This window comes from Nitratireductor arenosus (assembly GCF_009742725.1).
Lineage (GTDB): Bacteria > Pseudomonadota > Alphaproteobacteria > Rhizobiales > Rhizobiaceae > Mangrovimarina > Mangrovimarina arenosa.
The window spans coordinates 1-25153 of record NZ_WPHG01000001.1 but is presented as its reverse complement, the minus strand read 5'-3'; the positions used below and the strand labels follow the sequence as shown (position 1 = coordinate 25153).

29 protein-coding genes, 2 tRNA genes and 1 pseudogene are annotated in these 25153 nt (G+C 59.0%); 22 read left to right on the top strand and 10 right to left on the bottom strand.

Annotation, left to right across the window (positions count from 1 at the left end):
• Positions 1-244 precede the first annotated feature (244 nt).
• Entirely contained in the window at positions 245-1237 is a 993-nt protein-coding gene (galE, locus tag GN330_RS00160; protein WP_156711870.1) for a UDP-glucose 4-epimerase GalE, read from the top strand.
• 367 nt (positions 1238-1604) lie between these two features.
• Here the strand turns inward: galE and GN330_RS00155 are convergent.
• A tRNA-Thr gene (locus tag GN330_RS00155) sits at positions 1605-1679 on the bottom strand.
• Between the two features lie 176 nt (positions 1680-1855).
• Between GN330_RS00155 and GN330_RS00150 the strand changes: the two genes are divergently transcribed.
• The 16 genes from GN330_RS00150 (at position 1856) to GN330_RS00075 (ending at position 14234) form a co-directional block, all read left to right on the top strand.
• Entirely contained in the window at positions 1856-2053 is a 198-nt protein-coding gene (locus GN330_RS00150; RefSeq protein ID WP_156710560.1) for a hypothetical protein, read from the top strand.
• A 136-nt stretch (positions 2054-2189) separates the two neighbouring features.
• Entirely contained in the window at positions 2190-3479 is a 1290-nt protein-coding gene (gene murA / locus GN330_RS00145; protein WP_156710559.1) for a UDP-N-acetylglucosamine 1-carboxyvinyltransferase, read from the top strand.
• A 117-nt stretch (positions 3480-3596) separates the two neighbouring features.
• Entirely contained in the window at positions 3597-4031 is a 435-nt protein-coding gene (locus GN330_RS00140; RefSeq protein ID WP_156710558.1) for a DUF2948 family protein, read from the top strand.
• 13 nt (positions 4032-4044) lie between these two features.
• On the top strand, positions 4045-5337 hold the full coding sequence (hisD, locus tag GN330_RS00135) for a histidinol dehydrogenase (RefSeq protein ID WP_156710557.1): 1293 nt from the start codon (positions 4045-4047) through the stop codon (positions 5335-5337).
• A 7-nt stretch (positions 5338-5344) separates the two neighbouring features.
• Entirely contained in the window at positions 5345-5830 is a 486-nt protein-coding gene (locus GN330_RS00130; protein ID WP_425487145.1) for a UPF0262 family protein, read from the top strand.
• Between the two features lie 74 nt (positions 5831-5904).
• A complete protein-coding gene (locus GN330_RS00125) occupies positions 5905-6324 on the top strand; it encodes an arsenate-mycothiol transferase ArsC (protein ID WP_343040345.1) in 420 nt (139 codons plus the stop codon).
• Between the two features lie 94 nt (positions 6325-6418).
• Positions 6419-6637 (top strand): translation initiation factor IF-1, encoded by a 219-nt coding sequence (infA, locus tag GN330_RS00120; RefSeq protein ID WP_106572222.1) that lies wholly within the window; start codon positions 6419-6421, stop codon positions 6635-6637.
• A 38-nt stretch (positions 6638-6675) separates the two neighbouring features.
• On the top strand, positions 6676-7308 hold the full coding sequence (locus GN330_RS00115) for a Maf-like protein (protein WP_156710555.1): 633 nt from the start codon (positions 6676-6678) through the stop codon (positions 7306-7308).
• 101 nt (positions 7309-7409) lie between these two features.
• Positions 7410-7616 (top strand): DNA gyrase inhibitor YacG, encoded by a 207-nt coding sequence (gene yacG, locus GN330_RS00110; protein ID WP_156710554.1) that lies wholly within the window; start codon positions 7410-7412, stop codon positions 7614-7616.
• 468 nt (positions 7617-8084) lie between these two features.
• Positions 8085-8160: transfer RNA gene (locus tag GN330_RS00105), tRNA-Phe, on the top strand.
• 123 nt (positions 8161-8283) lie between these two features.
• A complete protein-coding gene (locus tag GN330_RS00100; protein WP_246188459.1) occupies positions 8284-9507 on the top strand; it encodes a tyrosine-type recombinase/integrase in 1224 nt (407 codons plus the stop codon).
• Positions 9508-9904: 397 nt separating this feature from the next.
• Positions 9905-10426 (top strand): hypothetical protein, encoded by a 522-nt coding sequence (locus tag GN330_RS00095; protein ID WP_156710553.1) that lies wholly within the window; start codon positions 9905-9907, stop codon positions 10424-10426.
• A gap of 11 nt (positions 10427-10437) precedes the next feature.
• Positions 10438-11175, top strand: a complete 738-nt coding sequence (locus GN330_RS00090; protein WP_156710552.1) for an alpha/beta fold hydrolase — start codon at positions 10438-10440, stop codon at positions 11173-11175.
• The gene (locus GN330_RS00085) at positions 11159-12019 is read left to right on the top strand and encodes a hypothetical protein (protein WP_156710551.1); all 861 of its coding nucleotides are present in this window, start codon (positions 11159-11161) and stop codon (positions 12017-12019) included. Before GN330_RS00090 ends, GN330_RS00085 begins: the two co-directional genes overlap by 17 nt.
• Positions 12016-13518 (top strand): hypothetical protein, encoded by a 1503-nt coding sequence (locus GN330_RS00080; RefSeq protein ID WP_156710550.1) that lies wholly within the window; start codon positions 12016-12018, stop codon positions 13516-13518. Before GN330_RS00085 ends, GN330_RS00080 begins: the two co-directional genes overlap by 4 nt.
• Positions 13509-14234 carry a sulfotransferase gene (locus GN330_RS00075; protein WP_156710549.1) on the top strand — a complete coding sequence of 242 codons (726 nt, stop codon included), beginning with the start codon at positions 13509-13511 and terminating at the stop codon, positions 14232-14234. The genes GN330_RS00080 and GN330_RS00075 overlap by 10 nt, the downstream gene beginning before the upstream one ends.
• 362 nt (positions 14235-14596) lie before the next feature.
• Here GN330_RS00075 and GN330_RS00070 read toward each other — a convergent pair whose 3' ends face one another.
• From GN330_RS00070 to GN330_RS00055, 4 genes are all read right to left on the bottom strand, one after another.
• Positions 14597-15772, bottom strand: a complete 1176-nt coding sequence (locus tag GN330_RS00070; RefSeq protein ID WP_156710548.1) for a type IV secretory system conjugative DNA transfer family protein — start codon at positions 15770-15772, stop codon at positions 14597-14599.
• Between the two features lie 361 nt (positions 15773-16133).
• Entirely contained in the window at positions 16134-16307 is a 174-nt protein-coding gene (locus tag GN330_RS00065; protein ID WP_156710547.1) for a hypothetical protein, read from the bottom strand.
• Between the two features lies 1 nt (position 16308).
• Entirely contained in the window at positions 16309-17025 is a 717-nt protein-coding gene (locus tag GN330_RS00060) for a DUF932 domain-containing protein (protein WP_156710546.1), read from the bottom strand.
• A gap of 316 nt (positions 17026-17341) precedes the next feature.
• On the bottom strand, positions 17342-18937 hold the full coding sequence (locus tag GN330_RS00055) for a recombinase family protein (RefSeq protein WP_156710545.1): 1596 nt from the start codon (positions 18935-18937) through the stop codon (positions 17342-17344).
• 488 nt (positions 18938-19425) lie between these two features.
• Here GN330_RS00055 and GN330_RS24170 point away from each other — a divergent pair, with 488 nt between their 5' ends.
• The 3 genes from GN330_RS24170 to GN330_RS00040 all read left to right on the top strand — a co-directional run bounded on the left by GN330_RS24170 (position 19426) and on the right by GN330_RS00040 (position 20660).
• Positions 19426-19779 carry a helix-turn-helix transcriptional regulator gene (locus GN330_RS24170; protein ID WP_156710544.1) on the top strand — a complete coding sequence of 118 codons (354 nt, stop codon included), beginning with the start codon at positions 19426-19428 and terminating at the stop codon, positions 19777-19779.
• A complete protein-coding gene (locus tag GN330_RS00045) occupies positions 19694-20233 on the top strand; it encodes a hypothetical protein (RefSeq protein ID WP_210252317.1) in 540 nt (179 codons plus the stop codon). Before GN330_RS24170 ends, GN330_RS00045 begins: the two co-directional genes overlap by 86 nt.
• Before the next feature lie 85 nt (positions 20234-20318).
• Positions 20319-20660 (top strand): DUF3768 domain-containing protein, encoded by a 342-nt coding sequence (locus GN330_RS00040; protein WP_156710542.1) that lies wholly within the window; start codon positions 20319-20321, stop codon positions 20658-20660.
• Between the two features lie 262 nt (positions 20661-20922).
• Here the strand turns inward: GN330_RS00040 and GN330_RS00035 are convergent, their stop codons facing one another.
• The 4 genes from GN330_RS00035 to GN330_RS00020 are packed head-to-tail and all read right to left on the bottom strand — an operon-like array spanning position 20923 to position 23195.
• Positions 20923-21186, bottom strand: coding sequence for a hypothetical protein (locus GN330_RS00035; protein WP_156710541.1), 264 nt, complete (start codon positions 21184-21186; stop codon positions 20923-20925).
• Positions 21187-21244: 58 nt separating this feature from the next.
• Entirely contained in the window at positions 21245-22213 is a 969-nt protein-coding gene (locus GN330_RS00030; RefSeq protein ID WP_156710540.1) for a hypothetical protein, read from the bottom strand.
• 2 nt (positions 22214-22215) lie between these two features.
• A complete protein-coding gene (locus GN330_RS00025; RefSeq protein ID WP_156710539.1) occupies positions 22216-22563 on the bottom strand; it encodes a hypothetical protein in 348 nt (115 codons plus the stop codon).
• 38 nt (positions 22564-22601) lie between these two features.
• Positions 22602-23195, bottom strand: coding sequence for an outer membrane protein (locus GN330_RS00020; RefSeq protein WP_210252310.1), 594 nt, complete (start codon positions 23193-23195; stop codon positions 22602-22604).
• 755 nt (positions 23196-23950) lie between these two features.
• Here GN330_RS00020 and GN330_RS00015 point away from each other — a divergent pair.
• Complete coding sequence (locus GN330_RS00015; RefSeq protein ID WP_156710537.1) at positions 23951-24196, top strand: helix-turn-helix domain-containing protein; 246 nt, start codon at positions 23951-23953, stop codon at positions 24194-24196.
• A 172-nt stretch (positions 24197-24368) separates the two neighbouring features.
• A complete protein-coding gene (locus GN330_RS00010; protein WP_156710536.1) occupies positions 24369-25076 on the top strand; it encodes a hypothetical protein in 708 nt (235 codons plus the stop codon).
• Here GN330_RS00010 and GN330_RS00005 read toward each other — a convergent pair.
• Positions 25035-25153, bottom strand: a pseudogene (locus tag GN330_RS00005) (IS5/IS1182 family transposase); the annotation flags it as partial. The gene GN330_RS00010 and the pseudogene GN330_RS00005 sit on opposite strands and share 42 nt — an antisense overlap.

The window sequence follows — 25153 nt, the reverse complement described above, 5'->3', positions numbered from 1 at the left end:
GGCGCCGGCCAGGCTTGACCTTGAGCCGGCGAGCGCCGCAGCGGCGGTATCGCGCCTCGGTGGTGCCGTCTTAACCTTCCGCTAGGGCAAAGCTGCGCATGATATGCGATGACCGCGCTGCTTTCAGGTTTTGGCGTATTGTTGGATCGCGGATTTTCACCAGCTTGCGGCGGCCCGCCCGCGCGCCGCTGCGCCATTGCCGATGCTGCCCGGATAAAACTGCGTGTCAAACGGGGGTAGGGCGATGGCGGTGCTCATCACCGGCGGAGCCGGATATATCGGCAGTCATATGGTCTGGGAATTGCTCGATTGCGGCGAGGATGTCGTGGTCGTCGACAATCTGGCCAGTGGTTTCGAATGGGCCGTTGCGCCCGAGGCGACGTTTTACCGGGGCGATGTCGCGGATTCGAGGCTTGTGCGGCATGTGATCGCAACGCACGGGATCGACGCGATAATCCATTTTGCCGGGTCCGTGGTGGTTCCCGACTCGGTGGCCAGACCGCTGGCCTATTACGAAAACAACACATGCAAATCGCGTGCTCTTATCGAGAGCGCCGTCGAGGGCGGCGTGCGCCATTTCATCTTTTCGTCGACCGCCGCGGTCTATGCGGCCGGCGGCATCGAGCCGCTTGACGAGGACGCGCTGGTCGCGCCGCAAACGCCCTATGGCATGTCGAAACTGATGGTCGAGCAGATACTGTGCGACGTTGCCGTCGCGCACCCGCTCGACTATGCCGCCTTGCGCTATTTCAACGTCGCCGGCGCCGATCCCAAGGGCCGCGCGGGCCAGTCGACGGCGGGAGCCACCCATCTGGTCAAGGTCGTTTGCGAGGCCGCGCTCGGCAAGCGCAGCCATGTCGACATTTTCGGCACCGACTACGACACCAGCGACGGAACCGGCGTGCGCGACTTCATCCATGTCAGCGACCTTGTGCGTGTCCACCGGCTCGCTCTGCAGCACCTGCGCGCCGGCGGCGGAAGCCTGATCGCCAATTGCGGCTACGGCCACGGTTATTCGGTGCGCGAGGTGATCGAAAGTGCCAGGAAAATCTCCGGCCGCGATTTCCCGGTCCGCGAGGCCGGCCGTCGTCCGGGCGATCTGGCCAGCGTGATCGCCGATGCCGCGCGCGCGCGCAAGGAACTCAAATGGGCACCGGGTTTCGACGATCTCGACGATATCGTGGAATCCGCGCTCGCCTGGGAAGACGGCCTCTCGCGCAAGAATTCAGCGGCCTGAAACCGCCCAGCCCGTTCGGCTGCGGGGCTTCACATTTCGGTAACCATACCCATATAGGTTGGAAGCTGATTGCTTCCATTGCCGACCACGGATGTACTGGCGGGATGTCGAGGCAGTGGAGAAAGGTCGGGTTCGCCCCGGCCTTTTTCGTTTTCGGCACGCCGGTTGCGTAGATGCTGTGGTCGCGCCGGGCGTTCGTCAAGCCGACGGTGCCGAAAAGCAGGCGCGTCGTGAAGCGCTCCTAAGCATGGTCGGGCGAGCCTGAAAGTCACCCTGCTTGCAAAATGACTACCAATTCGACAATGAAACACAAGGTCAACCGTACTGACCTTCTTAGAAATTCTCTAGCGTTTCGCGGTGATTGCGCTGGTGCTGCCGGAGAGATTTGAACTCTCGGCCTCTCCCTTACCAAGGGAGTGCTCTACCCCTGAGCTACGGCAGCAGTCCATTCGACGCGGCGGACTTCTGGCATATCGGACCGGCAAGCGCAAGCAGTCCGCAGCCATTTTCGACAGGGCCGGAAAGCCGCTGTCGCCGCCGGATTTCCGGCACGGTTGATCGATAGGGGCCGCGCGCGCTATTTCTGGGGTGAACCCTCCATGCTGGGCTGGGGAGACGATGGCCGACAAGAGGCAAAAGCAGGATGACGGCGCGGAGCGCAAGGCGCGGCTCGCTGGGCAGTTGCGCGCCAATCTCGCCCGCCGCAAGGCGCAGGCGCGGGCCCGCCGCGCCGGCGAGGCCGATCAGCGTCCCGACGGCCTCGATCCGGCGTCCGCCGAAAACGGCGAAGACGCCCCGCGCGAGGGTGGGCAATAGGCGCACCGCCCGATTTCGGCCTTTTTGCCGGTTAGACGTTTTGCGGGGATTTTCTTGAACCGGGCGGCCGGCTGGCATAGACCGGCCCCTCAAGAAAGCAACACCAGCAGGCGCAGGCGCGCCGAAAGCGGGTTTCATGGACAAGATCAGGATCGTCGGCGGCAACACCCTGAGCGGGGCGATCCCCATTTCGGGCGCGAAGAACGCGGCCCTGCCGCTGATGATCGCTGCGCTTTTGACCGACGATACGCTGACTTTGGACAACGTTCCGCATCTGGCCGATGTCGAGCAACTGATCCGCATTCTCGGCAATCACGGCGTCGACTATTCGGTCAACGGGCGCCGGGAAAGCCAGGGCGACGGCTATTCGCGCACCATCCATTTCACCGCCCGCAACATCGTCAACGCCACCGCGCCGTACGAATTGGTTTCCAAGATGCGGGCAAGCTTCTGGGTGATCGGCCCCTTGCTGGCGCGCATCGGCGAGGCGCGCGTGTCGCTGCCGGGCGGCTGCGCCATCGGCACGCGGCCGGTCGACCTGTTCATCGACGGCCTGCGCGCGCTGGGCGCGGAGATTGATATCGACAATGGCTATGTGGTCGCCCGCGCCAAAAACGGGCTTGCCGGCGGGCGTTACACCTTTCCCAAAGTGTCGGTCGGCGCCACCCACGTGCTGATGATGGCGGCGTCGCTGGCCAAGGGCGAGACGGTGATCGACAACGCCGCGTGCGAACCCGAGGTCGCGGATCTGGCCAACTGCCTCAACGCCATGGGCGCGCGTATTTCGGGCGCTGGAACCGCCACGATCGTCATTGAGGGCGTGAGCGCTCTTTCCGGCGCGCGCCATCGCGTCATCCCCGACAGGATCGAAACCGGCACCTACGCCATGGCGGTGGCGATGACCGGCGGCGATGTCCTTTTGGAAGGCGCTCGGGCCGACCTTCTCGAAACCGCGCTCGACGCGATCGCGCGCACCGGCGCCGAGATCAGCACCACCAACGAGGGCATCCGCGTGACCCGAAACGGTGCCGGCATAGCGTCGGTCGACATCTCGACAGCGCCGTTCCCGGGCTTTCCGACCGACCTGCAGGCGCAGTTCATGGGTCTGATGACCCGCGCCGAGGGCCGTTCGCGCATCACAGAGACGATTTTCGAGAACCGGTTCATGCATGTCCAGGAACTGGCACGCCTCGGCGCGCATATCAGCCTGTCCGGGCAGACGGCGATCGTGGAGGGGGTGGCGCAACTGAACGGCGCGCCCGTCATGGCGACCGATTTGCGCGCCTCGGTGTCGCTTGTCATTGCCGGCCTCGCCGCGCAGGGGGAAACCACCGTCAACCGTGTCTATCACCTCGACCGCGGTTTCGAGCGGCTGGAGGAGAAACTCTCGCGCTGCGGAGCCCAGATCGAACGTATCTCCAGCTGACGGCGCCGCTCACACCGCCCGCGGAGCCGGGGAATCGCCGCGCCGGATTGCGCTTGCCGACAAGACCGCCTAACACAGGCGCGAACTGGCACCCCGACCGGAACCGAGCCGATATCCATGTCTTTTCTGAAACTTGTGGCGCTCGACAGCGAAGATCTCCAGATCATATCGGCGCATGTCCAGGACGCCGTCATCAAGATCGGCGATATCGACTACCTGCCGCGCGAGCGGCGTGTCGTGCTGCCAATGAACCGGTTCGTGTGGGAAGCGCCGAAAAAATTGATGGTGCCGCATAACGAGCGCCGCAACGCGATCCTGCATTTCGACCGCGTCTCGTCGGTTAAATCGTCCGGCATCGCCCGCGACAAACCGGACGATGTCCTGTCGCTGCTTGCCCTGCGCTTCATTGAGGACAAAGCGCCGGGCGGTGTCGTCGAACTGGTCTTCGCCGGCGATGGCGTGCTTAGGCTCGAAGTCGAATGCGTCGAGGCGCAGTTGGCCGATCTCGGCGGTGCCTGGGAGGCGCGCGCCCGGCCCAGACACGGAATTTGAGGAACGGCCGGTAATGGCAATTACGCTCGATGCGCAAACGGCCGATTTCGAAACGCGCTTTGCGGCCTTTCTGGAGACCAAGCGCGAGGTTTCCGACGATGTCGACCAGACCGTTCGCGATATCATCGCCGATGTGCGCACACGCGGCGACGAGGCGCTTATCGATTATACGAAACGCTTCGACCGCAATTCCCTGAGCGCCGAAACGCTGCGCATCGGCGAGGCTGAGTTCGACGCCGCGCTCGCCGCCGCCGATCCGGAGACGGTCAAGGCACTGGAACTGGCCCGCGACCGGATTTCGGCCCATCACCTACGTCAGTTGCCGGCCGACGACCGCTATGCCGACGCGTTGGGCGTTGAGCTTGGCTCGCGCTGGACGCCGGTGGAGTCGGTCGGCCTTTACGTTCCCGGCGGTACGGCGAGCTATCCGAGCTCGGTGTTGATGAACGCCGTTCCGGCCCAGGTTGCCGGCGTGGAGCGCGTGGTGATGGCCGTGCCGGCCCCCGACGGCGTGCTCAACCCGCTGGTGCTTGTGGCCGCGCGCCTGGCCGGCGTATCGGAGGTCTACCGCGTCGGCGGCGCGCAGGCGATCGCCGCACTCGCCTATGGCACGCAGACCGTCGGCGCAGTGGCCAAGATCGTCGGACCGGGCAACGCCTATGTCGCCGCTGCCAAGCGCCAGGTGTTCGGCAAGGTCGGCATCGACATGATCGCCGGGCCATCCGAAGTGCTGATCGTCGCCGACGGCGACAATGATCCCGAATGGATCGCGGCCGACCTGCTCGCCCAGGCCGAGCACGATACCGCCGCCCAGTCGATCCTTGTCACCGACGATGCCGCCTTCGCGGCCGCGGTCGAGGCCGCCGTCGCCAGCCAGCTCACGCGACTCAAGCGCGGCGAAACGGCGGCGGCGAGTTGGCGCGACTTCGGCGCGGTCATCCTGGTGCCGTCGCTGGACGGGGCGGTCGCGCTGGCCGACCGGATCGCGCCCGAACATCTTGAACTCGCCTTCGACGCCGCCGAAGCCTTCGCGGCGCGGGTGCGCAATGCCGGCGCGATCTTCATCGGCCGTCACACGCCGGAGGTGATCGGCGATTACGTTGGCGGGTCCAACCACGTCCTGCCGACCGCCCGCTCGGCACGGTTTTCCTCCGGTCTGTCGGTGCTCGATTTCGTCAAGCGGACCTCGATCCTGAAACTCGGATCCGAGCAGTTGCGGGCGCTGGCGCCGGCGGCGATCGCGCTGGCCGAGGCCGAGGGCCTGGACGGCCATGCCCGTTCCGTGGCCATCCGGCTCAATATGTGAGGCGGGGGTGGAACAGGGCATCGCCAGCAAGTCCCGCCTTGTCGACGTCGTCCTCGATGAATCGATCGGGCGTTCGACGCCGGATGTCGAACATGAACGCGCCGTAGCGATTTTCGACCTGATCGAGGAAAACCGGTTTTGTCCGGTCGGCGACGAGGGCGGCGGCCCCTACCGGCTGCGCCTGTCGCTTGCCGAATCCCGTCTGGTGTTTCAGGTGTCGCGCGAAGACGGCGCCGCGGTAGTGACCCATATCCTGTCGCTGACCCCCTTCCGGCGCATCGTGAAGGATTATTTCCTGATTTGCGAAAGCTACTACCAGGCCATCCGCAGCGCCACGCCGTCCCAGATCGAGGCGATCGACATGGGCCGGCGCGGCCTCCACAATGAGGGGTCGCAAACTTTGATGGACCGGCTGGCCGGCAAGGTCGAGGTCGATTTCGATACCGCGCGGCGGCTGTTCACGCTGATCTGCGTGCTGCATTGGCGTGGGTGAGGGCGCCGTTGACCGCGCCGCCCGCACCCGCAGCCTTTCCGTCCCCGGGCGTCGGCCGCGCCGCACCCAATTCGATCCTGTTCGTGTGCGGCATGAACGCGATCCGCTCGCCTATGGCCGAGAGCATCGCGCGGTCCCTTCTGCCGGCCAATGTGTTCCTGGCGTCGGCCGGTGTGCGGGCCGGCGCGCGCGACCCGTTTGTTGATGCCGTGCTTGCCGAGGACGGCATGGCTCCGCTGGAGCGCGCGCCGCGCATGCTCGACGATCTGGAGGACGATTATTTCGACCTGATCGTCACGCTCGCGCCTGAGGCCCACCATGCGGCGCTCGAACTGACACGGGCGCTGTCGGTGGAGGTCGAATATTGGCCGACGCCCGATCCGTCGATCGTCTCCGGTACGCGCGAGCAGATCCTCGCCGCCTATCGCGAGGTGCGCGACCGTCTTTCGGCCCGCATCCGCGGGCGTTTCGGTCTCGACGCGTCCACGCAATAAGCGTGTTCACAAGCGCGGGATAATCATATAGGTTCCGCGCGATCTGCGGCCCGCCCGGGTGCCGGCCGCATATGTTCTCAAGAAAAGGTACCGAATGTCGAAGGAAGAAGTCCTCGAATTTCCGGGCACCGTCACGGAATTGCTGCCCAATGCAATGTTCCGGGTCAAGCTCGAAAACGAACACGAAATCATCGCCCACACGGCCGGACGGATGCGTAAGAACCGCATTCGCGTTCTCACCGGCGACAAGGTTCTGGTCGAAATGACGCCCTACGATCTCACCAAGGGCCGCATCACCTACCGCTTCAAATAGCGCCCGGCCCAAAGCGGCCGCGTGCCGACGGTTCATTCATGAGCGTATTCCAGAATCTGGTGCTGGCCTCGGGGTCGCCGCGACGCATCGAACTGCTGCAGCAGGCCGGCATCGAGCCGGATCGCGTCTTTCCCGCCGACATCGACGAAACGCCGGCCAAGGCCGAGCATCCGCGCTCGCTGGCCAAGCGCCTGTCGAAAACCAAGGCGGAGAAGGCGCATTCGGCCCTGTCGCAGGAAGAGGGTTTCGAGGGCGCCTTCATCCTGGCCGCCGACACCGTCGTGGCGGTCGGACGCCGAATTCTGCCCAAGACCGAACTGCTCGACGAGGCGTCCAACTGCCTCAGGCTTTTGTCGGGGCGTTCCCACCGCGTCTACACCGGCATCTGCCTGAAGACGCCGTCAGGCAAAACGCGCCAGAAGCTGGTCGAGACCAGGGTGCGCTTCAAGCGGCTGTCGCGCGAGGAGCTGGAAAGCTATCTCGCCTCCGGCGAATGGCGCGGCAAGGCTGGCGGCTACGCCGTGCAGGGGCTCGCCGGCACCTTTGTTGTCAAGCTGGTCGGCTCCTATTCCAACGTTGTCGGCCTGCCGCTCCACGAAACCGTCGGCCTTCTGACCGGCGAAGGCTACAAGGTGCATTTCGCCTGGCTTTCGGGCGCGCGCACCGCCTGATCCCCGGCGCCTGTCCGGGGTGGGATTTGACGCCTGGGCCCGCGATCCGATAAGGCGGGGCCGAAAAACGCTTGTCGGGGACGCGGCCGGTCGAAAACGAGATGAACAGTTCAGACGCTTCCAAGGTGACGCCGCTCAGACGGCGCGCGAAATGCCCCGAATGCGGCAAGCCGTCGGCGCGCGCGACGTTTCCCTTCTGCTCGACGCGGTGCAAGGATGTCGATCTCAACCGCTGGCTTTCCGGTCGCTATGTCATTCCCGGCGAGCCGGCCGACGTCTCGACCGAGGGCGACGACGGCCAGTCCTGATCGTGTCTCGATCCTTCGGCCTTGTTCAGCGCTCCGGGCTTCTGATTATGCGCATGAGTTGATCCCGAACCGGTTCCCGCTCCCGGCATATATGTCTTGGCTGTTGCGCCGGAGAGCGGGCCCCGGCTTTCCAACTCAGGTCCGGGCGACGTCGTGTCGATGACGCTGGTTTTCCGGCCGTCTGAAAATGAGAGCTGCTGGCGGTCTTTGCCGCCGCGGCGGCAGGCACCGGCAGGGCCGTCCGCGCCGCGATCCGGGTTGGCTTGCCCCCGGTTCCGCTCGATTTTGCGCTTGCGCCGGGCCTGTGTGCCGGAGCGCGAAAAGCGCCGGAAAAATTGCTTTATCCGGCCCGGAGAATTTTCCCGCGGCGGCGCTGGACAGGGGCCGAACTCGTGCTATAACCCACGCGCTTTCGGACTGGTTCGCGCCGGTCTCCAGCAATCCGGCGGGCGGTTGACCGTCAGCCGTGCCCAGGTAGCTCAGTTGGTAGAGCAGCGGATTGAAAATCCGCGTGTCGGTGGTTCGATTCCGCCCCTGGGCACCAGCCCTCCTTTTCCTTGCTGAACATAACTTCTCAAAAATCCTTCGTTTACAAGGATTTAAGCAGCCTCACCTGATCATAGCTGCTCATAGCGCGCCCTTGCTTCTCGGGTAAAGGCGGGTAATCATGTGGGTAACGGTGGTTTACCCGCGAGGCTTTACCCCCTTGGCACTTTCCGAATTTGCGATTCGCAACGCAAAACCGCGTGAAAAGCCTTATCGGTTGGCGGATAGCGAAGGCTTGCATCTGTTCGTGCAGCCGCATGGATCGAAATCATGGCAAATGCGATATCGCTTCCAAGGCAAGGAAAACGTCCTCTCCTTTGGCAAATACCCGTTGGTGACGTTGGCGGAAGCGCGCAGGAAGCGCGACGAGGCAAGAAAACTACTCGCCGATGATGTAGACCCTGCTGCCCAACGTAAGCTCGACAAAATCGCAGCTGCGAACGCCGCCAGGCAAACCTTCGGCCTGATCGCCGAGGAGTACATCGAACGGTTAGAGGCGGAACGCGCCGCAGCAGCAACGATCAGCAAGACCCGCTGGTTACTCCTTGATCTGGCCAAGCCGCTCGGCAAGCGCCCTATCAAAGACATCCATCCAGCGGAAATCCTCGATATCCTAAAGAAAATAGAAAAGAGCGGCCGGCGGGAAACGGCCCGTCGCCTGCGCGGCACTATCAGCAGCGTCTTCAAGCTTGCGATCGTCACGTTGCGGGCCGAGACGGATCCGACTGTTCCACTCCGAGGTGCCCTACTAGCGCCCGCGGCAAAGGGGCGGGCGGCCATTACCGATGAACGGCAGTTTGGCGCCCTACTTCGCAATATCGATGATTATGATGGTTGGCCGACGATCACTGCGGCTCTGAAGTTTCTTGCCCTCACATGCGTGCGTCCAGGCGAGGTGCGTGGCGCCGAGCGCCACGAAATCGATCTCGAAAAGGCTGTATGGCATATCCCGGCAAAACGCATGAAGATGCGCCAGCCACATGACGTGCCTTTGTCTAAACAGGCGATCGGCGTCCTACAGGATATCTGGCCTCTGTCTGAGGGCGGCAAGCTGGTGTTTCCGTCCGTCCGATCATTTCACAAGCCGCTATCCGACAATGCCTTCAACGCAGCTCTCCGGCGAATGGGGTATTCCAAAGACGAAGTGACGGCTCACGGTTTCCGAGTATCCGCGAGTTCCATTCTCAATTCTCGCGGCTACGATCCCGATGTCATTGAGGCGGTCCTAGCTCACCAGGACAAGAATGCCATTCGCCGTACCTACAACCGCGCCACGTATTGGGAACAGCGGGTTCAGCTGATGCAGGAGTGGGCAGATTTACTGGACGAGCTACGGCCCATGTGACCAGGAGAGGGCTCACAAATTTCAGCGTTCAAACTGACCAAAACACACTAATCAGCATTTGGATCTCGATCATACCCCCAACGATACCCCCACAAAGGCAGATATCCTCAATTCATTCCATCGGACCACTGGCGAATTAGCGCGCACCGCGTCACCTCGTTGAGATATAGTGTGCTGTCGGCGGTAGCGGCTGAATGATAGCCCCAATCCGTTGCCGTCATTGAAGGTGAACGACCCCTTCTGACCCAGTCTGCTTGGTGGCGCACGACTGGCCTCTGTGCAACTGGGGCGGTCGTTTGCGCGATAGAACCTAGATTCCGATCACACGGTACGCACTGCCCTCTTAAAAAGAAACCAAATTTGTGTCATTTTGCGACTTAGAGCCAAGTGTGTGCCCATGTTATTCGGTCTTGAAATTGAATTGCTTTCTCTAATCCTCGCTGCCGCTGCCGCCAGCGGAACGGGCGGAGTATATGTACTAAGGATGTTCTACAATAGGCATTCACTGTTGACCGCCAGAAAGGAAATAAATCAACACCTCGACTCTCTAAAAAATTTGCTGGCAGAGGCGAAGCGACAGCATTCCCAACTCAAGCCAATTGCCGAGGAAACTAGGAACAACTACCAAGCTCTGTCGAAGGCGGAGCGAGAAAAGAATGCAGAAGCCTGGCAGAGAGGTGTCAAGAAACTCCTTGCCAAATGTAGGGCTTTTGAAAAAGAGAAACGAGCGTTAGCATTGGAGATGGCTTCAGAGAGCACGAGGAAAGTGATATCTTTTAATAAGGCATCTAGAATTAATAGAATTATCGTCGATGATTTTGATATGGTAAAAACATTTGGTAATATTACGCTGACATCGGCATTAATAGAGTACGATTGGAGCGGAATTGAGAAAGCGTTAGAAGAAGCGAAGATATAAAGGGGTCGCATATGTCACGCACCGTCTTGAATGGAATGGTTGTCGATTCGTTCGACGTAGATAAATCACCGTCAAATGGCGTGGTGGTTTTCTTGAACGGGTTTCCCGGTGCAATCGGTCCGTTGCCTGCAGTACTCTCCGGACTTGGCAACGGCTACACAGTGATTGCTCCACAATACCCTGGAACCTACGACAGTAGTGGCGAGCACACACTTATTGGAACCGCGACCGCTCTCGTCGAATTATTCGATTGGATCGCAGATCAAAAAATGGACTCCTCCACAGATGGCATTCGAGTAATTGCACATTCGTTCGGGGCATTTCATTTGCTAAATGCCATGCGCAAAAAACATCAGAAACACATTTCAAAGATTCTGTTGCTGGCCCCTATTCTGAACTATGCGACCGAGCCTGATGCTGGAATTCGCGAAGAGCTTTTGCCTCATCTAAAGGATGTAATTGAAAGTCGGCCACACACTTATCGGGTTGGGGCTATGAACGAGTGGGAAATGGCAGCGCGCGGTGAGCCACTATTCGACCTAGCTGCCAATTGGTCCGGCAAAGTCTTTATTGGATTTGGAACTGAGGACGACACGTTCGATCCTGAAGTCTTTGAGAGGAATTCAGCGGCAACCATTGAGCGTCTGATTGGTTGTAGGAACACCGTTGTTCAATCGGTAGCCGGTGCCGGACATGGAATGCATGAAATTATTCCTTATCTCGCTATCTTAGATGAATTCTACGCATAACGATATCAACCTGACTGCACGGCTGCTCTCTGAGTTGCCGAGTACAGAGTTGATGTCGAGAGCGTTTAGTGCAGCTTTCCCGACTGAGGCTAATTTTTTGCCGCAAGCGGAAGTAACGCCTTCGGAGATGGCATCATCCATTCAGGCGATCTGCAAGGAACTCGGATTAGATCCTGAGGTAATTTTCGGTGGCCTTAGCGCAGTCTATGCGGAAGGTGAACAGGAAAAGACCAAAGCTGGTGTCCATAGAATCCAAACTCATGAGGAATTTTTTAGCACCTGTGGAAGAGAGCTTCAGACTTCTAGGACGCTGCGGGTAACAGTTGTCGGCCCGACCTTTCTGGAACCTAACTGGTGGCTGTCTAGATCAAATGCGGATAGCGATATTGAACCGGATTTTACTACAACACTTAAGGAACGCATAGAGGGCGGTGACCGCCTTCAAAAATGTGAGATCATATTGCGGAACAATTTCGAGCGCTACAGCGATAATCTGAGTGAGTATGTTTCTGGTAAAACTGAATGGAAGAAGCTGATTTCTGAAATGAAGGGCTCAATGAAGCGGCTGTTTGGGCAATCTGGTGAAAAAGGCCCACGAATTAGATGTTTCGACCCCGGCTTCCTTCATTTGCCCCACATTTTTGACGATACCGTTCTGATCGGCACTAGGGCTACTCCACGCCACAAAGTACGGGGTGGTTGGAAGATTACTGATCCAGAGCACGTCGCAAACGAAATTGAACGCTGGACATCGATGTTCCACACATATCCTCAGACCCAATCAGAAGCGGTCGCAAAACTCCGGCTGTTCATGGAGGAACTGGAGAACGGTTATAAAGAATGACATTTTTTGTAGGAACAGCTGGTTTTGACGCCGTTGATTTTACTGCCAGTGCGATTTTGGCTGGAGCAGGCCAATCAGTTGTCGCCGAAGTCGATGAAACTGACCGCAGAACCGACGATGTCAGAATCGATCGGTACGATTACCGGCAGGCACTAGCGATTCCTGGGAAGTTCTCACGCAGTCCTGACGGATTGGTTCGGCAAGAGGTCGTTCCCGTCCGAAGGCTAATTGGAACTGAAAACCTGCGTGGCCTTCTAGAGCAATTGGAAGCCGGCATTTTCCTGAGCGAGCCATTCTTTCCGCGATTTCGCGAGATCGTCGACGATGCAAAGGAATTTGCCGCAAGGGGGGTTCCAGCTACTGCGGCGTTTGCACAAGGCTGCTTCGCCCAGCTCGGGGTAAGCTGCCAAGTCATCACACGTACGTCACGGACGTTGGATGGCAACCTCACTAAAGAACTATTTCGCCAACTTGAAAACGAGGCGACGGCTAGGGAAACCGACGAGATCACCTTCCGCCAGGGAGGTGCGATAGTGGTTGGCGACAGAAAGTATGACAGAGTTAGGTTTTCGGGCGGCGCCGCACGGGTGGTTTCCGACTCTTCTGCGTCCGGGGGAACTGAGCTGCGGGTCGAAGATATTACCAGTTGTAGTCTCGCCGGACCACTCGACGCCCTAGTATCCAAACTCAGGGGGCTGGTCCTTGGGCACATGCCGTGGTTTCTGGAAGAAACAGACTCTAGCCGACAAGGAGCCGCACCTAAATGCGTATCCATAGTGAGATCACTTTTTTGGAAATACCCGGCTCGCATCACCGCCGCGTCAGGTGAAACAAGCTTCTTTCTGATCGACGAATACGAGCCGGGGTTTCTCGGTGAATATCTCTCCGAAGTTGGTCTGTCATTTGATCCATGGATTTTTGCAGCAGCACGTGAACTCTCCCAGCTGAACGTCCCAACCGACGAACGGTGGGCTTGGAGCCAACGCTGCGCAAAGAGACTTGTCGGTGCTGCGGTCGCCGCTACTGCGGGCCACTTCTCACAGCACCCCTACCGTCGACTACTTGATCGCCATGTTAGCCTGACTACGATCGCCAAGAGCTATCACACAGGACGCAGGGCCGATCTTTCTGTCATCGACGACTTCAGCATCCGATTGTTTGAGGATCTGGAATGTTGGCAATTATTTCTTATTAGAACCGGATTAGGACCGGGCTATAAAGGGGCATCCGAGGCAGACATAGAGACCATTGAGAAGAAATTCCGATCGGCCGACAAACTTGATAGAGAACGGTTTCTTTCTGATATCAGGTATTTCTACAGTGAGCTCTTTCTCATTGCTACGAGTGCTGTCTCGCTTGTATCCGACTCCAGCTGCCGCGCAACAATAGCCGCATTACCGTTGCTTTGTGGGAAACGGGGATTCGAGAATTTTATACACAGGAATAGCGAAACCATTCAAACGCGCATCAGAGACGAAAGAAAAATGAAGTGCGTTTAGCTAATAGAAAATCACTTTTCACGGGAATGCATCGATCTGGAACAAGCGTCGTCTCAAATCTAGCGTGCTACGCATGCAAGAAGGTATTGCTGGATGACCCGGTATGGGCCGTGCAATCACCCACCGCTGCATTTGAAAATAGCAATGATATATCTGAGTTCCTAAGATATGACGCATGGAAAGTGCCTCGACTGGCACCGTTTGCCGATAGGGTGCTCTCTTTCTATGAAGACTCGGCGGTAGTCTGGATCTTGAGGGATCCGCTGGATGTTTATTCATCTATTTTAGAAAGATACAGAATTTTTCCAAAAACGAGCATGCTTCAGTTTCCAGAACTTGGTATTAGCGAAGGAAGGAGAGAGGAGGTATTTTCTGAAGCATTCAAGCGCTACGCAGATGCGTTGATTGAGTTGTTAAGCAGATTTCCTGACAGGGTGTTTGTAGTTGTATACGAGGATTTTTTTCGTCAGAAAACTGAATTCATACGAGAAGTGTGCGAAGAATTTCTCGGATGGAACATTAGTCGTTGTATTACCGATGTTCAAAATATTCAGTACGGGCCGATAAGACACAAGGCGTCTAATGTAAAAGGTCCAGGCAGAAAGTATTGTGACCTTGATATGGAAACGCATAAAAAATTATGCGATATAGAGAAGTTGTACGAGGACATAGTTGATATTGCAGGAAGCAAAATCAAGACTAAATCGCCGTCTTGATTTCCACGCGCACTTTTGGCAAGCTGGCGCTGAGGCGTTTTCCGCCCAGAAATGGAAGTTAGACGGTTGGTATAAAAGGTCCCAACCCGCCTCTGGTTGGGCTTCGTGTCGACGTCAAAAAAGCTGTCGCATAGTCATCAACTTCGCGAACACTGCCTTCCTCGATATCTGAAATAATCGCCTTTGAGCGTGGCAGCGTCAATGCTCAATTATAGTGGTTCCGCTGAAAGTTGTTTAGGCGGCATCTCGATGATCGTTGAGATGCTGATTCTTCAGATTGAACTTCTACGGTGGGATTTGGCTAGACCCATTGTCATTGTCATTTTTTAATGCCGACTTCGATAAGTGTGTCGACATGGGTCCTATTGGGACATGTCGTAATTGATTGTGCCGGCCGAGAAGGCCTTGCTCTGCGTCCCGGCGATCATCACCTTCAGGTACATCTCATGGTTGGGCAGGCTCACCAGATCGGGCGGCTCTGGCACATCGCTTGCCAACTGTTTCGCTAGGATTGTGCCATCGTTCGCTCCCACACGAAACGCCAACAATGTCCCCACATTCCCCAAAATCGCATCGAGCACGCCGCTGTCGAGCTGTGAGGTATGCTGATGGCTGAGCACGAGCCCCAGGCCGTACTTTCGCAACTCGGAAAGCATTTCGGTAAAGGCGGTCGTCGTGAACGAGTGGAATTCATCGATGTAGAGGAAATACGGCTTGCGCTCTTCTATCGGCTGGCTTTGCCGGCTGTACGCGGCTAGGCCGAGCGAGGACACAATCAAGCCGCCGAGAATGTTGGCGACACCGGCCCCAAGCCGGCCTTTGGCCAAGTTCACCACAAGGGTTCTACCCTGGTCCATCAATTCCCGGAAACGGAGAGGCTGTTCCGGCTCGCATACGGCCTTTCGGACTGCCGGATGAGCCAAGAAGGCGCCGAGCTTGTTGGCGATCGGCGCCACGCCGTCGGCGGCGGTCTTGTAGTTCATTTTTGGGAACTCGGCCGTCCAGAATCGTCGCACCTGCTCATCGGATACCTCCGCTAGGACCTCCTTTCGAAAACTCGCCTGCAGAAACATTGGGATGATGTCTTGTAGGTTCGAACGGGGCCGAGATAGGAGCGCCAAGAGGGCGTGGCGAAGCAGGTGTTCCATTCGAGCGCCCCAGGCGTCCGCCCATTGCTTTTTCAACGTGTCTATGAGGCCTGACGCGACAAGAGGCCGATACTGCTCTGCGACAAAGGTCATCGGATTGTACCCGACAGAGCAGGCTGGGCCGGCGGCGTCCCAGTAGACGGCATCGTCCTTCGCTATTCCGACCACCTCCTGCGCGAGATCGCCGTGCGGGTCGATCACGCAGAATCCCTGGCCGACCGCGATGTCCTGACGCATCATATTGAGCATCAGGGTCGATTTTCCGGTTCCGGTCTGACCGATTATGTATTGGTGGAACAGGCGGTCGGACAGATGAATGCCGAAGCGGCGATATGGTCGCCGCCCCACGGTCGTCCCTAGGATTGTCACAGGGTTGTTGGCGGCAGACATCGACCTACTCTGCGGCACGAGCGCTTCTCAGCGTAGACCTCACCGCGTGTCCGTCTTGATCCATCTGCCCTTGGCGGGCGACAGCCTTTGATCTTTATTTCTGGCGCACGGATTTGACAGGCACCCGAAAGAAAGCCCCTCGTATGAGGGGCTAGTTGACATCCTTTGGCACGTCTCGGCGCTCCACCTCTTTCCAGAGCTGCCAAGCTACCTTCAAGGTGACAGGTGCGATGTTGGAGCAAGGGCGCGACCAGACATCCTCCTTCTTTTTGTGGCCGAATCCAAAGAACTGCCAGCCTTTCGCAGTAGGGTCGACCGTAAGTCCGACGAGCGCATAGCGGCGTTTGAAGTTCCGGATCAGCTACTGCTCCTGTCGCGTCTGCCGGATGCGATCTGCTTCGGCGCGGAGCCGGGGCATGTCGCGCCGCAGATATCCCTTGCGACGTGCGGCATCAAGATCGGCGAAGGGGCTGTCGAGTTGGAGGATCAATTCCTCCAACTCGACAATGCGAGCGGTGAGATCGACGTCGTCCACGTCAACGCACCCGCTTGCATAAGCCGTCGATGACTCGATGGAGCACCGTGGTCATGGCCGGATTCTCGGCCACCCGGCCGGTGAGCGAGAACGTCACAGCATTGAAGAGCCTCCAAGGCGTTTTGTCGCCCCAGTCATGCGCCGGCGTCTGCCATTGCTCCATCACGTTGGGGACGCGCTGGATGTTGATGACGCCCGACCGGTAGAGTGACAAGATCGCGTGATCAGCCATTTCGTCGGCAAGCGCCGTCTTGCGGTAGCGCAGAAAGCGCTCTGCCTGCTGCCGGCGTTCAGTGTTAAGCGGCTCCACCACCTCGGCGACGAGGCCGGGGAGCTCCCGCTTGGCATTGGCCGTGTGCTTGCGCTTGATGACGTGATCGGCCTGGAAGGCCAGATTGTCGCAAACGAAGACGCGGCTGCCGAAGGCGATGCCGATCGGGAACTTCTTGTCGTGGCTGTTCCGCAGGCCGAGTGTGTCGGCGTATTCCCCATCGGGACTGCGGAGCGACAACAGGCCGAAGTAGCGGGCGCCGTCTTCGGTGACGGCGTGATGCTCCTCGACGATTTCGTGGCCGTAGAATCCGAGGCTGTATCGCATCAGCTCCACGATCTCGTGGTGCGCGACCGGCACGTGTGACAGTGTGCGGGGCGGCGTGGCCACCGCCAGCAGTTCATCGTAGGCGACTTCCGTCGCGCCAGCATGCAATATCAATGTCATCGAAAGAACTCCTTCTCTCTGCGTCCCGCTCGACCATTCGAGCGAGACGTTGAAGGAACGAGGGTAAGAGGCGATATGGGGCTTGCCTCAGACGTTGCGCGACCACCGACATGATCGCTCTTTCGGCAGGATGATCCTAGACGGCACCAGTTTCGATTTCGCCGACCATTCCCGCCACGGTCAGGCATTCCTGGCATATTGAACACGACTGGAAGAGCGCGAATCATCGGGTTCTGATCTGTACCCAGTCAAACGGGTAAGCTCTCCGATATGCTCCGGTTTTCAGGTGCGGGCGGCGAGCGGGTCACGAACAATTCTACGGTTCGTGCTCTCCGAACCTGGACAGTACCGAGTGTCCTGCATAATCGTCCTTGGATGCGTTGGCTTCAGACAAGCCGCCCAGCTCATCCACCGATCTCGCGCATTCCGCGAGGCGACTCAGTTGCTCATTTCGAACGTCGTGCCCGCTTCGAGAAGTGGCTCGGTCTGGGGCACCACAAAGGACGACGATGGCCTGCTCGGCCGTGGCCAGCCAATTTGCCGGCTCTAGATAGACGTCTTTTAGCGAAACGCGCCGGTTCGAGGTGGCGATCTCAACGATTTCTCGCTTTTCGGCTGGTTCGGCGAAAAGATAAGTCACGGCAAGGTTTTTTATCAGTTCGAGGAATTGTCGGACCTGACCCGGGTCGTGTCGCTTGTCGGCTATCTCACGTGCTGCTTCTTCCAGCTTGGCTTTCTCGATCAACAAAGCCTGGTTTCGGCGATCAAAGACCTCCTTCTCAATGAGGCGATCGATGAGCGCGTCCGTCAGGCGCTCCAAGCGGCCCTTAAGATCAGACAGTTGCAGGGCAATGGCCTTCTCGTGATCGTTGCCGTCGTTCTTCGCGCACCATGCTTCAATCTCCTCCGTCAGGAACCGGATGTGTTCATCGCTCAGTCGTATGCGCGATAAGACCTGCCGAACTTCCTCTTCAATCGCTTCCTCGCGCACGCACCTGGTCGGGCAACTCGATTCGTGGCACCGATAATAGACGTGGCCCTTTTGGCGTTCCGCGATCATCGCACCGGCGCAGTTGCCACAGCGGAACAGGCCACGATAGGTGTGATTGTGCCGCGTGACCTTCTTGCCGCTCTTGTTCGCCTTGATCTCCTGGACGCGGTCGAATAGCGCCGGCGAAATCAAGGGTTCATGGACACCTTCATAGACCGCGCCGGTACGTTTGATCCGGATAAGACCGCAGTAGAAGGGGTTATTGAGGATGGTCTCGATGCCCGTTTTGCTCACCGGCTTGCCCCGCGAATTGCGGAGGCCGAGCCGCTCCATCTCTTTCCTCAGGGAATGAATGGAGTGTTGGCCACTGGCATAGAGTTCGAACAGTCGACGCACATGTTGCGCCTTGTTCGGATCCGGTGTTTTCGGCTTGCCGCCGCCGTTGTTGCAATACCCGATCGGCGCCCAGAACGGATAAAGGCCCTGCTTGAGGCGGCCATTGATGCCTTTGATGGTTTCATCGCGCAGGTTGCGGATGTAGTCGGCGGCAATAACCGCTTGGATGTCAGCGGACAAGCGGCCGCCGCGCGAGCGAAAGTCGAGGCTTTCGGTAGCGAAGTGGACATCGATGCCGGCGTCCGCCAATTCTCCGATCTTGGCCCAGTCCGCGAAGTTGCGGGCGCTGCGGTCGATCTTGTGCATGACGACGCCGTCGGCTTTGCGCCTACGCAGCCCCCTCAGCATAGTCGCGAAAACCGGCCGGCCGCTCTTGGCTGCCGTTTGCCTTTCCTCAAACCAGGCGGTGATCTCGATTTCGTTGCCCGCCGCAAAGCGCAGGATGGTGTCCTTCTGCGCCTCCAACGACACGCCCTCCCCCTGTTTCTGAGTGGAAACGCGGACATAGCCAAAGCAGGATTTCATGATGTGTGGGGATTATCGCTTGAATCTATCACATCCGGCAGATTTGGCGAATCTGGCCACGGCCAGCGGCCTTCGGCTTGCATGCGCTCGTAAACCCGCTTGCAGAGCGCCAAGTACCGCTCCAACTCCGGCGGGATATCGTTGTTGTGATGTTGGGACATGAAAGAAAGGCTACGGTGCGCCCGTCCTAAACTGTAGACGGCACGGCTACCGGCAACGGGAATCGGTGCCGTCTGGTACTGGTGTCATGGCTTGCTAACCTGGCCGGTACCTGGGACAATGAGCACCACTAGAACCACCACTACACCGGTCTCTCGGAGCGAGCGGAGGGTTTACCCTCCGCTTTTGAAGCTACTCGAGAGACCGGTGTGGTGGTTTTTTTGCGTCCTAGTGGGTCGGTGTTCGAAATCCCGTACATGCTGCCGTCTACGAGACGGCGCATGAGGCCGTAAACTGGCCCGCATACTAGCTAATCAAATAACCACACTATGAAAAACCAATTCGCTCTGGACCTGACGGTGGCACGCCGAAAGTCAGGTCTGACCCAGGCGGACTGTGCCCATTTGCTGGGGACCAGCCGTAGCCGGGTATCCCAGCTCGAAAGCGGCAAGGCCGTTCCATCGATCAGGGACATTTGTACGCTATCGCTTATCTACGGGCGTCCTTTCGAAAGCCTGTTTGGCGCGGTCATGGAACGCGTCACCAGAGAAATACGGGATCGCCTCTCGAACCTCCCGGTGGCGCCGAAAAACTGGCTTGGCCGGTTTAAGCGCAACAACACGCTCGGCCGCCTGGCGGCACGCTTGGCCGCTGACGACCATACTGGCCATGGTGCGGCTTAAGGTGTTGGCGATGGCGGCGGCGTCCGGCCGCGTCGCCTACGTGTTCTTTCGCGAAGGGCAACTCGTACATTGGGGATTGTCCGTCGAGGCGAGCAGGTCGCCTGAGATGGCGAGCCTGCAAGCCGAGAAGTGGGTCTCGTTCTTTGAACCGGACGTGGTCGTGACGGAGGACATCCGTCACAGGTCCCGCAAGGGCGACAACACCGTCGATCTTATTGAGGCACTCACGGGCGTCGCGCGCGAGGCGCCGGTGAACGACGTTACCGTGCTGCGCGTCCAGCGCCATGCCAACAAATACGAGGAGGCGGAGGCGTTGGCCGCGCACTTTCCGGACATCCTGCCGTGGAAACCCCTGCGACCACGCATCTGGGAGTCCGAACCGCGCAACATGATCTATTTCGAAGCCTTGGCGCTGGCGGTGGAAGTCTTTGGCGGCGACGCTGATCCGAGTTAGCTCGGCCGGATGTTACGTGCCGATCCGTTCCTGGCCGCTGCGCCTCAATTGGGTGGGGCGCGGCGCAAAGGAACGGAGAAAGCAAATGACCGGTACCATCCCCGCCGACGTACTCGCGATCTGCGAGCTCAACGACAAGCTACGCCAGACCCGGACCGGCGGTCGAGTCTACCTCAGCCAAGGGATTGCCGCGCTCGGCGATCTGTCTATTTCCGAGATATTGGCGCTCGTCGTCACGTTCGACGAGTTCACCGCGGAAAACGATCCCTATGGCGAACACGACTGCGCCGTCGTGAACTGGCAAGGTCAACGCGTTCTTTTCAAGATCGACTACTTCGATCCAACGCTCCAGAGCCATTCCGATGATCCGACCGATCCGAAAATGACAATGCGGGTCATGACGGTCATGTTCGCATCGGAATACTGAAGCAAGTCACCCTGCCGCCAAGGCGGGGTGATTTCGAATTCTGGCACTCAGAACTCGACATGGTGCCCAATCGCGGGGAAGCCCCCTGATTTCTCCGAGCTGATGCAGAAAATGGCCTTCACAAATCGCACGATGACGTTTTTCACTTTGCAACAAAGCCGGAGCGAGAAGCCGCGCACATCGCCAGGCTGAATTGAGCTTGCCTCTCTGGCGGCTATTCTGAACCACATCATCTTGTCGCGGAGCGTCGCAAGCAGACGGGTCAGCAGACCTTGTATCCGTCACCCGCTTTCGTTAGCGGGAATTCCTCTCGCATGCATTGAGTCCACTGCGCCGGCGTACTGACGCGATTGCGGCAGTCGATGGTACGACGACAAAATGCGGCTTTGCCCTTGCCGTTGAAGAGTTCGGCTTGGGCGTTGCCGACCCCAACGGTAGACGCGTTGCCGGTTCCGTTCTCAGCCCCGGTTTGCGTGCAGGCGGTCAAAAGGGCCGCGATTGCCAGCAACTTCAGGTAATGACGCATTCTGTTCTCCTTGCTTGGTGACTCAGTCGGTCGGACATGTCGGCGCAGTGCTGGCCCGCTATTGGTGGCACGCCACGATCCTTGACGACCCCGCGCCCGTAACGCCGAGATGCAACTGCATGGGATCGCGAAATCCGTTGTCATCGGATCGCATAGCAGCAGGCACCTTCCGGCATCCGAGCCGCTCGTTTCCGCCGCGCAGGAAGTAGCTCGTCGTCCAGGTATCCCAGAGTGGAATGCCGTCGTAGCCGAGGAGGTGACGTGCCGTTCGCCATCGCTTACGAGCGTGACGAGCGAGCGTTGGCGCGAAGGCGCCAATCGCCTCGTGATGGACCGTTCGCGGTCCAAGGCCGGTACGGTAGGTCACCTGCCAGAGCTTGTCGGGATGGTGCCGTAGCAGGTAGGAAACCGCTCTCGTGTCCTCGGCCACGTTCATGTCGCGGAAGCCGAACAGGCTGCCGGCCAGAGTTCGTCCGGTCGCGAACCGTTCGCCTGGTCTGCGCCCGCCAACGCCGAGGATCGCGGAAATCTCAGCCGGATCGGCATAGCGATGCATCAACAACAATGAGGACACCGTCCATGGGCCTAGCTCGGCCATCACCAATCCGGGGTGCCGGCGCACAATTTCAGCGATCCGGCGCAGCCGTGTGTCGTCGGCCGCATTTGGCGCGCGAAATGACGTGCGGTCGGGTCCACGCAGAAGCCGAGCGCGCCAGGCCGCGAGGCCAAGCGTCTTGATCCTCTCGTCCAGGTTTTTGTGAACTTGCGCGGTCGAGGAACCGCCATTGCCGAAAATTGAGACGACGCCGACCACCCGCACGCAGCCTCGGCGTTCAAGCTCGCGGTACATCAACAGGCTGACGGAATCGTCGATCTCGCCGGAGGTCGTCACGTCCGTGACGATCAAGATCGGTTGGCGGTCAATTCGACAGGGGCCGTTGAGGAAATGATCGACAAGCCCGCCGCTGGCCTGGGCGGGCAGTGAAAGAAGGACCGCAACGAGACACCCGGCCAGTGTCCGTGCCATAGTCAACCACCAGGTTTGGCCGGATAATATCTGCCGCTGCGGCTGTGAAAGTAAGTGTAGCTGCCGTCCGCGTTTCGGAAGAAGGTGTAGTTTGTGGTTTCGCCTTTCAGGACGCCGCTGGCTTGGATGGTATAGTTGCCGACATACGTCCCGCCGCGATCGAAGTCGTGGGTGTAGGTTCCATTTCTCTTGAACAAAAATACGCCGCTCGGCCCACGCCAAGGTTGGCCGACGAATGTGCTACGCACCTCTTCCGCCGTCAGCTGTGTTCGTCCGCCGCCCGTGGCGGTCGAACACGCCGAGAGCGCGAACCCGGCAAGCAAAGTGAGCGCAATAATCACCTGTCTCATCCGACCCGTGCCTCCAGAGCGTTAGAAAATGAGCGGCCTCACCAATGGAAGTTGATGCCGATCTTGGCGGTGTGGAGCGTGGTGCGGATGTTCGAGGACTGGAACGCCGTGTCGACATAGGTGTCGCGGCCTAGGTCGTAATAGAGATATTCACCTTTGATCGACCACGCCTCGTTCACCGCGAACTCGACGCCGGCGCCGGCCGTCCAACCCACCTGAGTCTTATCACTGCTTATCCCGGTGCCGAAGACTGGATGCACGAACTCCCGCAACACACTGCCGAAGCCCGCGCCGCCGGTGCCGTAAATCAATGTTCGGTCGAACGCGTAGCCGACCCGCAGGCGGGCTGAACCCAACCACTTAACCGCGCTCTCGCATGAAAATGGGGCCAGCGGGCAGGCCGAACTGCCCTCGATGTTGGCGAGTGCTATGTCTCCCTCGGCACCGATCACCCAATTGCCGCTCTGGAAATTGTATCCGAGTTGGAGGCCGCCGAAGCCGCCACCGCCTCGAAACGGGTTTGGTTGAACGGCGTTGCCAAAAGGCGAAAAACTCCAAGTCGTGCTGCTGGCTCCCACGCCGGCATGCGCGCCGACATAAAGACCGGTCCAATCGAAGGTGGCAGCCTCCACGACCGGTTCCCGAAACCGGTCCGGATCGATCGGATCGGCCGCCAACGCAGTTGAACTTGACGCGCAAAGAAACGCCGTGGCGGGGATCAGACTTCTAATGTGCATATCATGTGCCTTTCAGTGTGCCGGCGAGACGGTGCCGTTCTCGTTTTCGACTGGATGCTGGGTCTGAAGCGCTGGAACCGGCCGCGTGGCGTATCTATTTGCAGGCGAACTTCAGGTTCTTTGCGTGATAGCGTCCAAGGGTCCAATCTCCGACCAGGGCGTGCGAACTCGCGCTTTTGATATGGAAACGAGCCTGGTCAATTCGGACGGTATTTCCTGACAGACTGACCGAACTCGCACGATAGGCGTTGGTCCGGTAACCAACCGGCTTTCCATTCCTGAAAGTCAGCCAGCCTGGCCCGTGGCCCGGAAAGTCCGCCTGGCAGGTTGCGTTTTGCGGGCCGGCCGCAAGAACCCTCTTCGCTGGCGCCGTGTCTCCGCCGCCGTCAGCGGTGGCTGTGCAGCCTGCTGCGACTGCCGCCAGGCCGATTGCAAAAATGGCTGTGGGTAGCCGCATGCTCTGCTCCTTCCGTAGAGTTTCGAATTGGTGGATGAGAGGTCGCCGGACGACCGCTCCGCAGTCGCCAGAACGAGCGCATAGTGACGAATGCAAACATAACCCTCCCGATATTCCAATAGGAATATTACTGTTTGGAATATATAACAACTGGAATTTAGTCAATCCGTTGTCGCGGTATGACGGACAACGGATGCGCACCGGCCTTTATTCGCCGCTCAACACGCGGCTCAGTGAGATCATGAAACGCGCCCGGCTGGAGGCCGGCATAACGCAAGCGGACCTCGCGCGTGCGACCGGTCGCACGCAGGCATACATCTCGAAGTTCGAGAACGGTCAGCTGCGGCTCGACGTTGCCGATTTCATCGTGTTCGCCAAATGCTTGGGCGTTGATGCGCGCCGCCTGATTGACGAACTCGACACCGAACCCGCGGACTAAGGTGGGTCACGAGACAACACTCGCATGCCCGAATTAGCTCTTGTCGTCATCGTGGCCACCCCACCTCAATTGCGTTGGGAATGAGCATAGTCGAGGTGTCGCAATTGCGTGTCTCAAACCGAGTCGCAAAAAATGAGACAGGGAACGCGACCGATTTGCCTATGATCACCACATGCCGATACCGATCCGAAAATCTCTGGCGCTGTCTCTCATCAAAGACCGGTACGAATCCGTGGACGGGCTCGTGGTCGAGTGGGAACATCGCGACCAGCGCAATTCTTCAGGCAAGAGCAACGGCCGCCCGGACAGCCGCCACAAGGCCACTATCTATCGCTGGCTTGATCACGGTATCCCCTCGCGCGCCGATACCGTCTTCGGGTTTGCGTCACTCCTTGATGTTGATCCGGTCGCGCTCATGGACGTGGATGAAGAGTACATCTATTCGCAGTTCGGCCGCGAACGACGCCTCTATCACCTACGAAGACCGACGAGCACGCACCTAGCACCGCTCTGGGCGATCTACGAGGTCGACAGCGGCTGGCCAAACCAAGCCCTCGCCAACACGTACTACGGCCGCAACTGGTACACACACGACTTCCATCACGACCCGGCGGTGATTTCTGACGTTTACGCCGCCGTGATGCTCACGACCGGCGATGCTGCCGCGCCGCGCGCATACCATCTTGCCTATCGTCGGTCCGGTGTTGCCGACCGCACCTGGCGTCCTTACGGCACCGTGGTCGCGCTCGAAGACGACATCATCCTGGTCTCCGAGAGTGGACACTTCCAACAAAAGCCCCGCAGCGGCGATCGCTTCGCGGTGGAGACATATTTTGGTCTAGGTCACCGACTCATAACTGCGCAACCAGATGCGGATTGAGGCGAGTTGGACAGATGCGAGGAAATTGTCGTCGCGCTTGTCGTATCGAGTGGCGATGGCCCTGAAGTGTTTGAGTT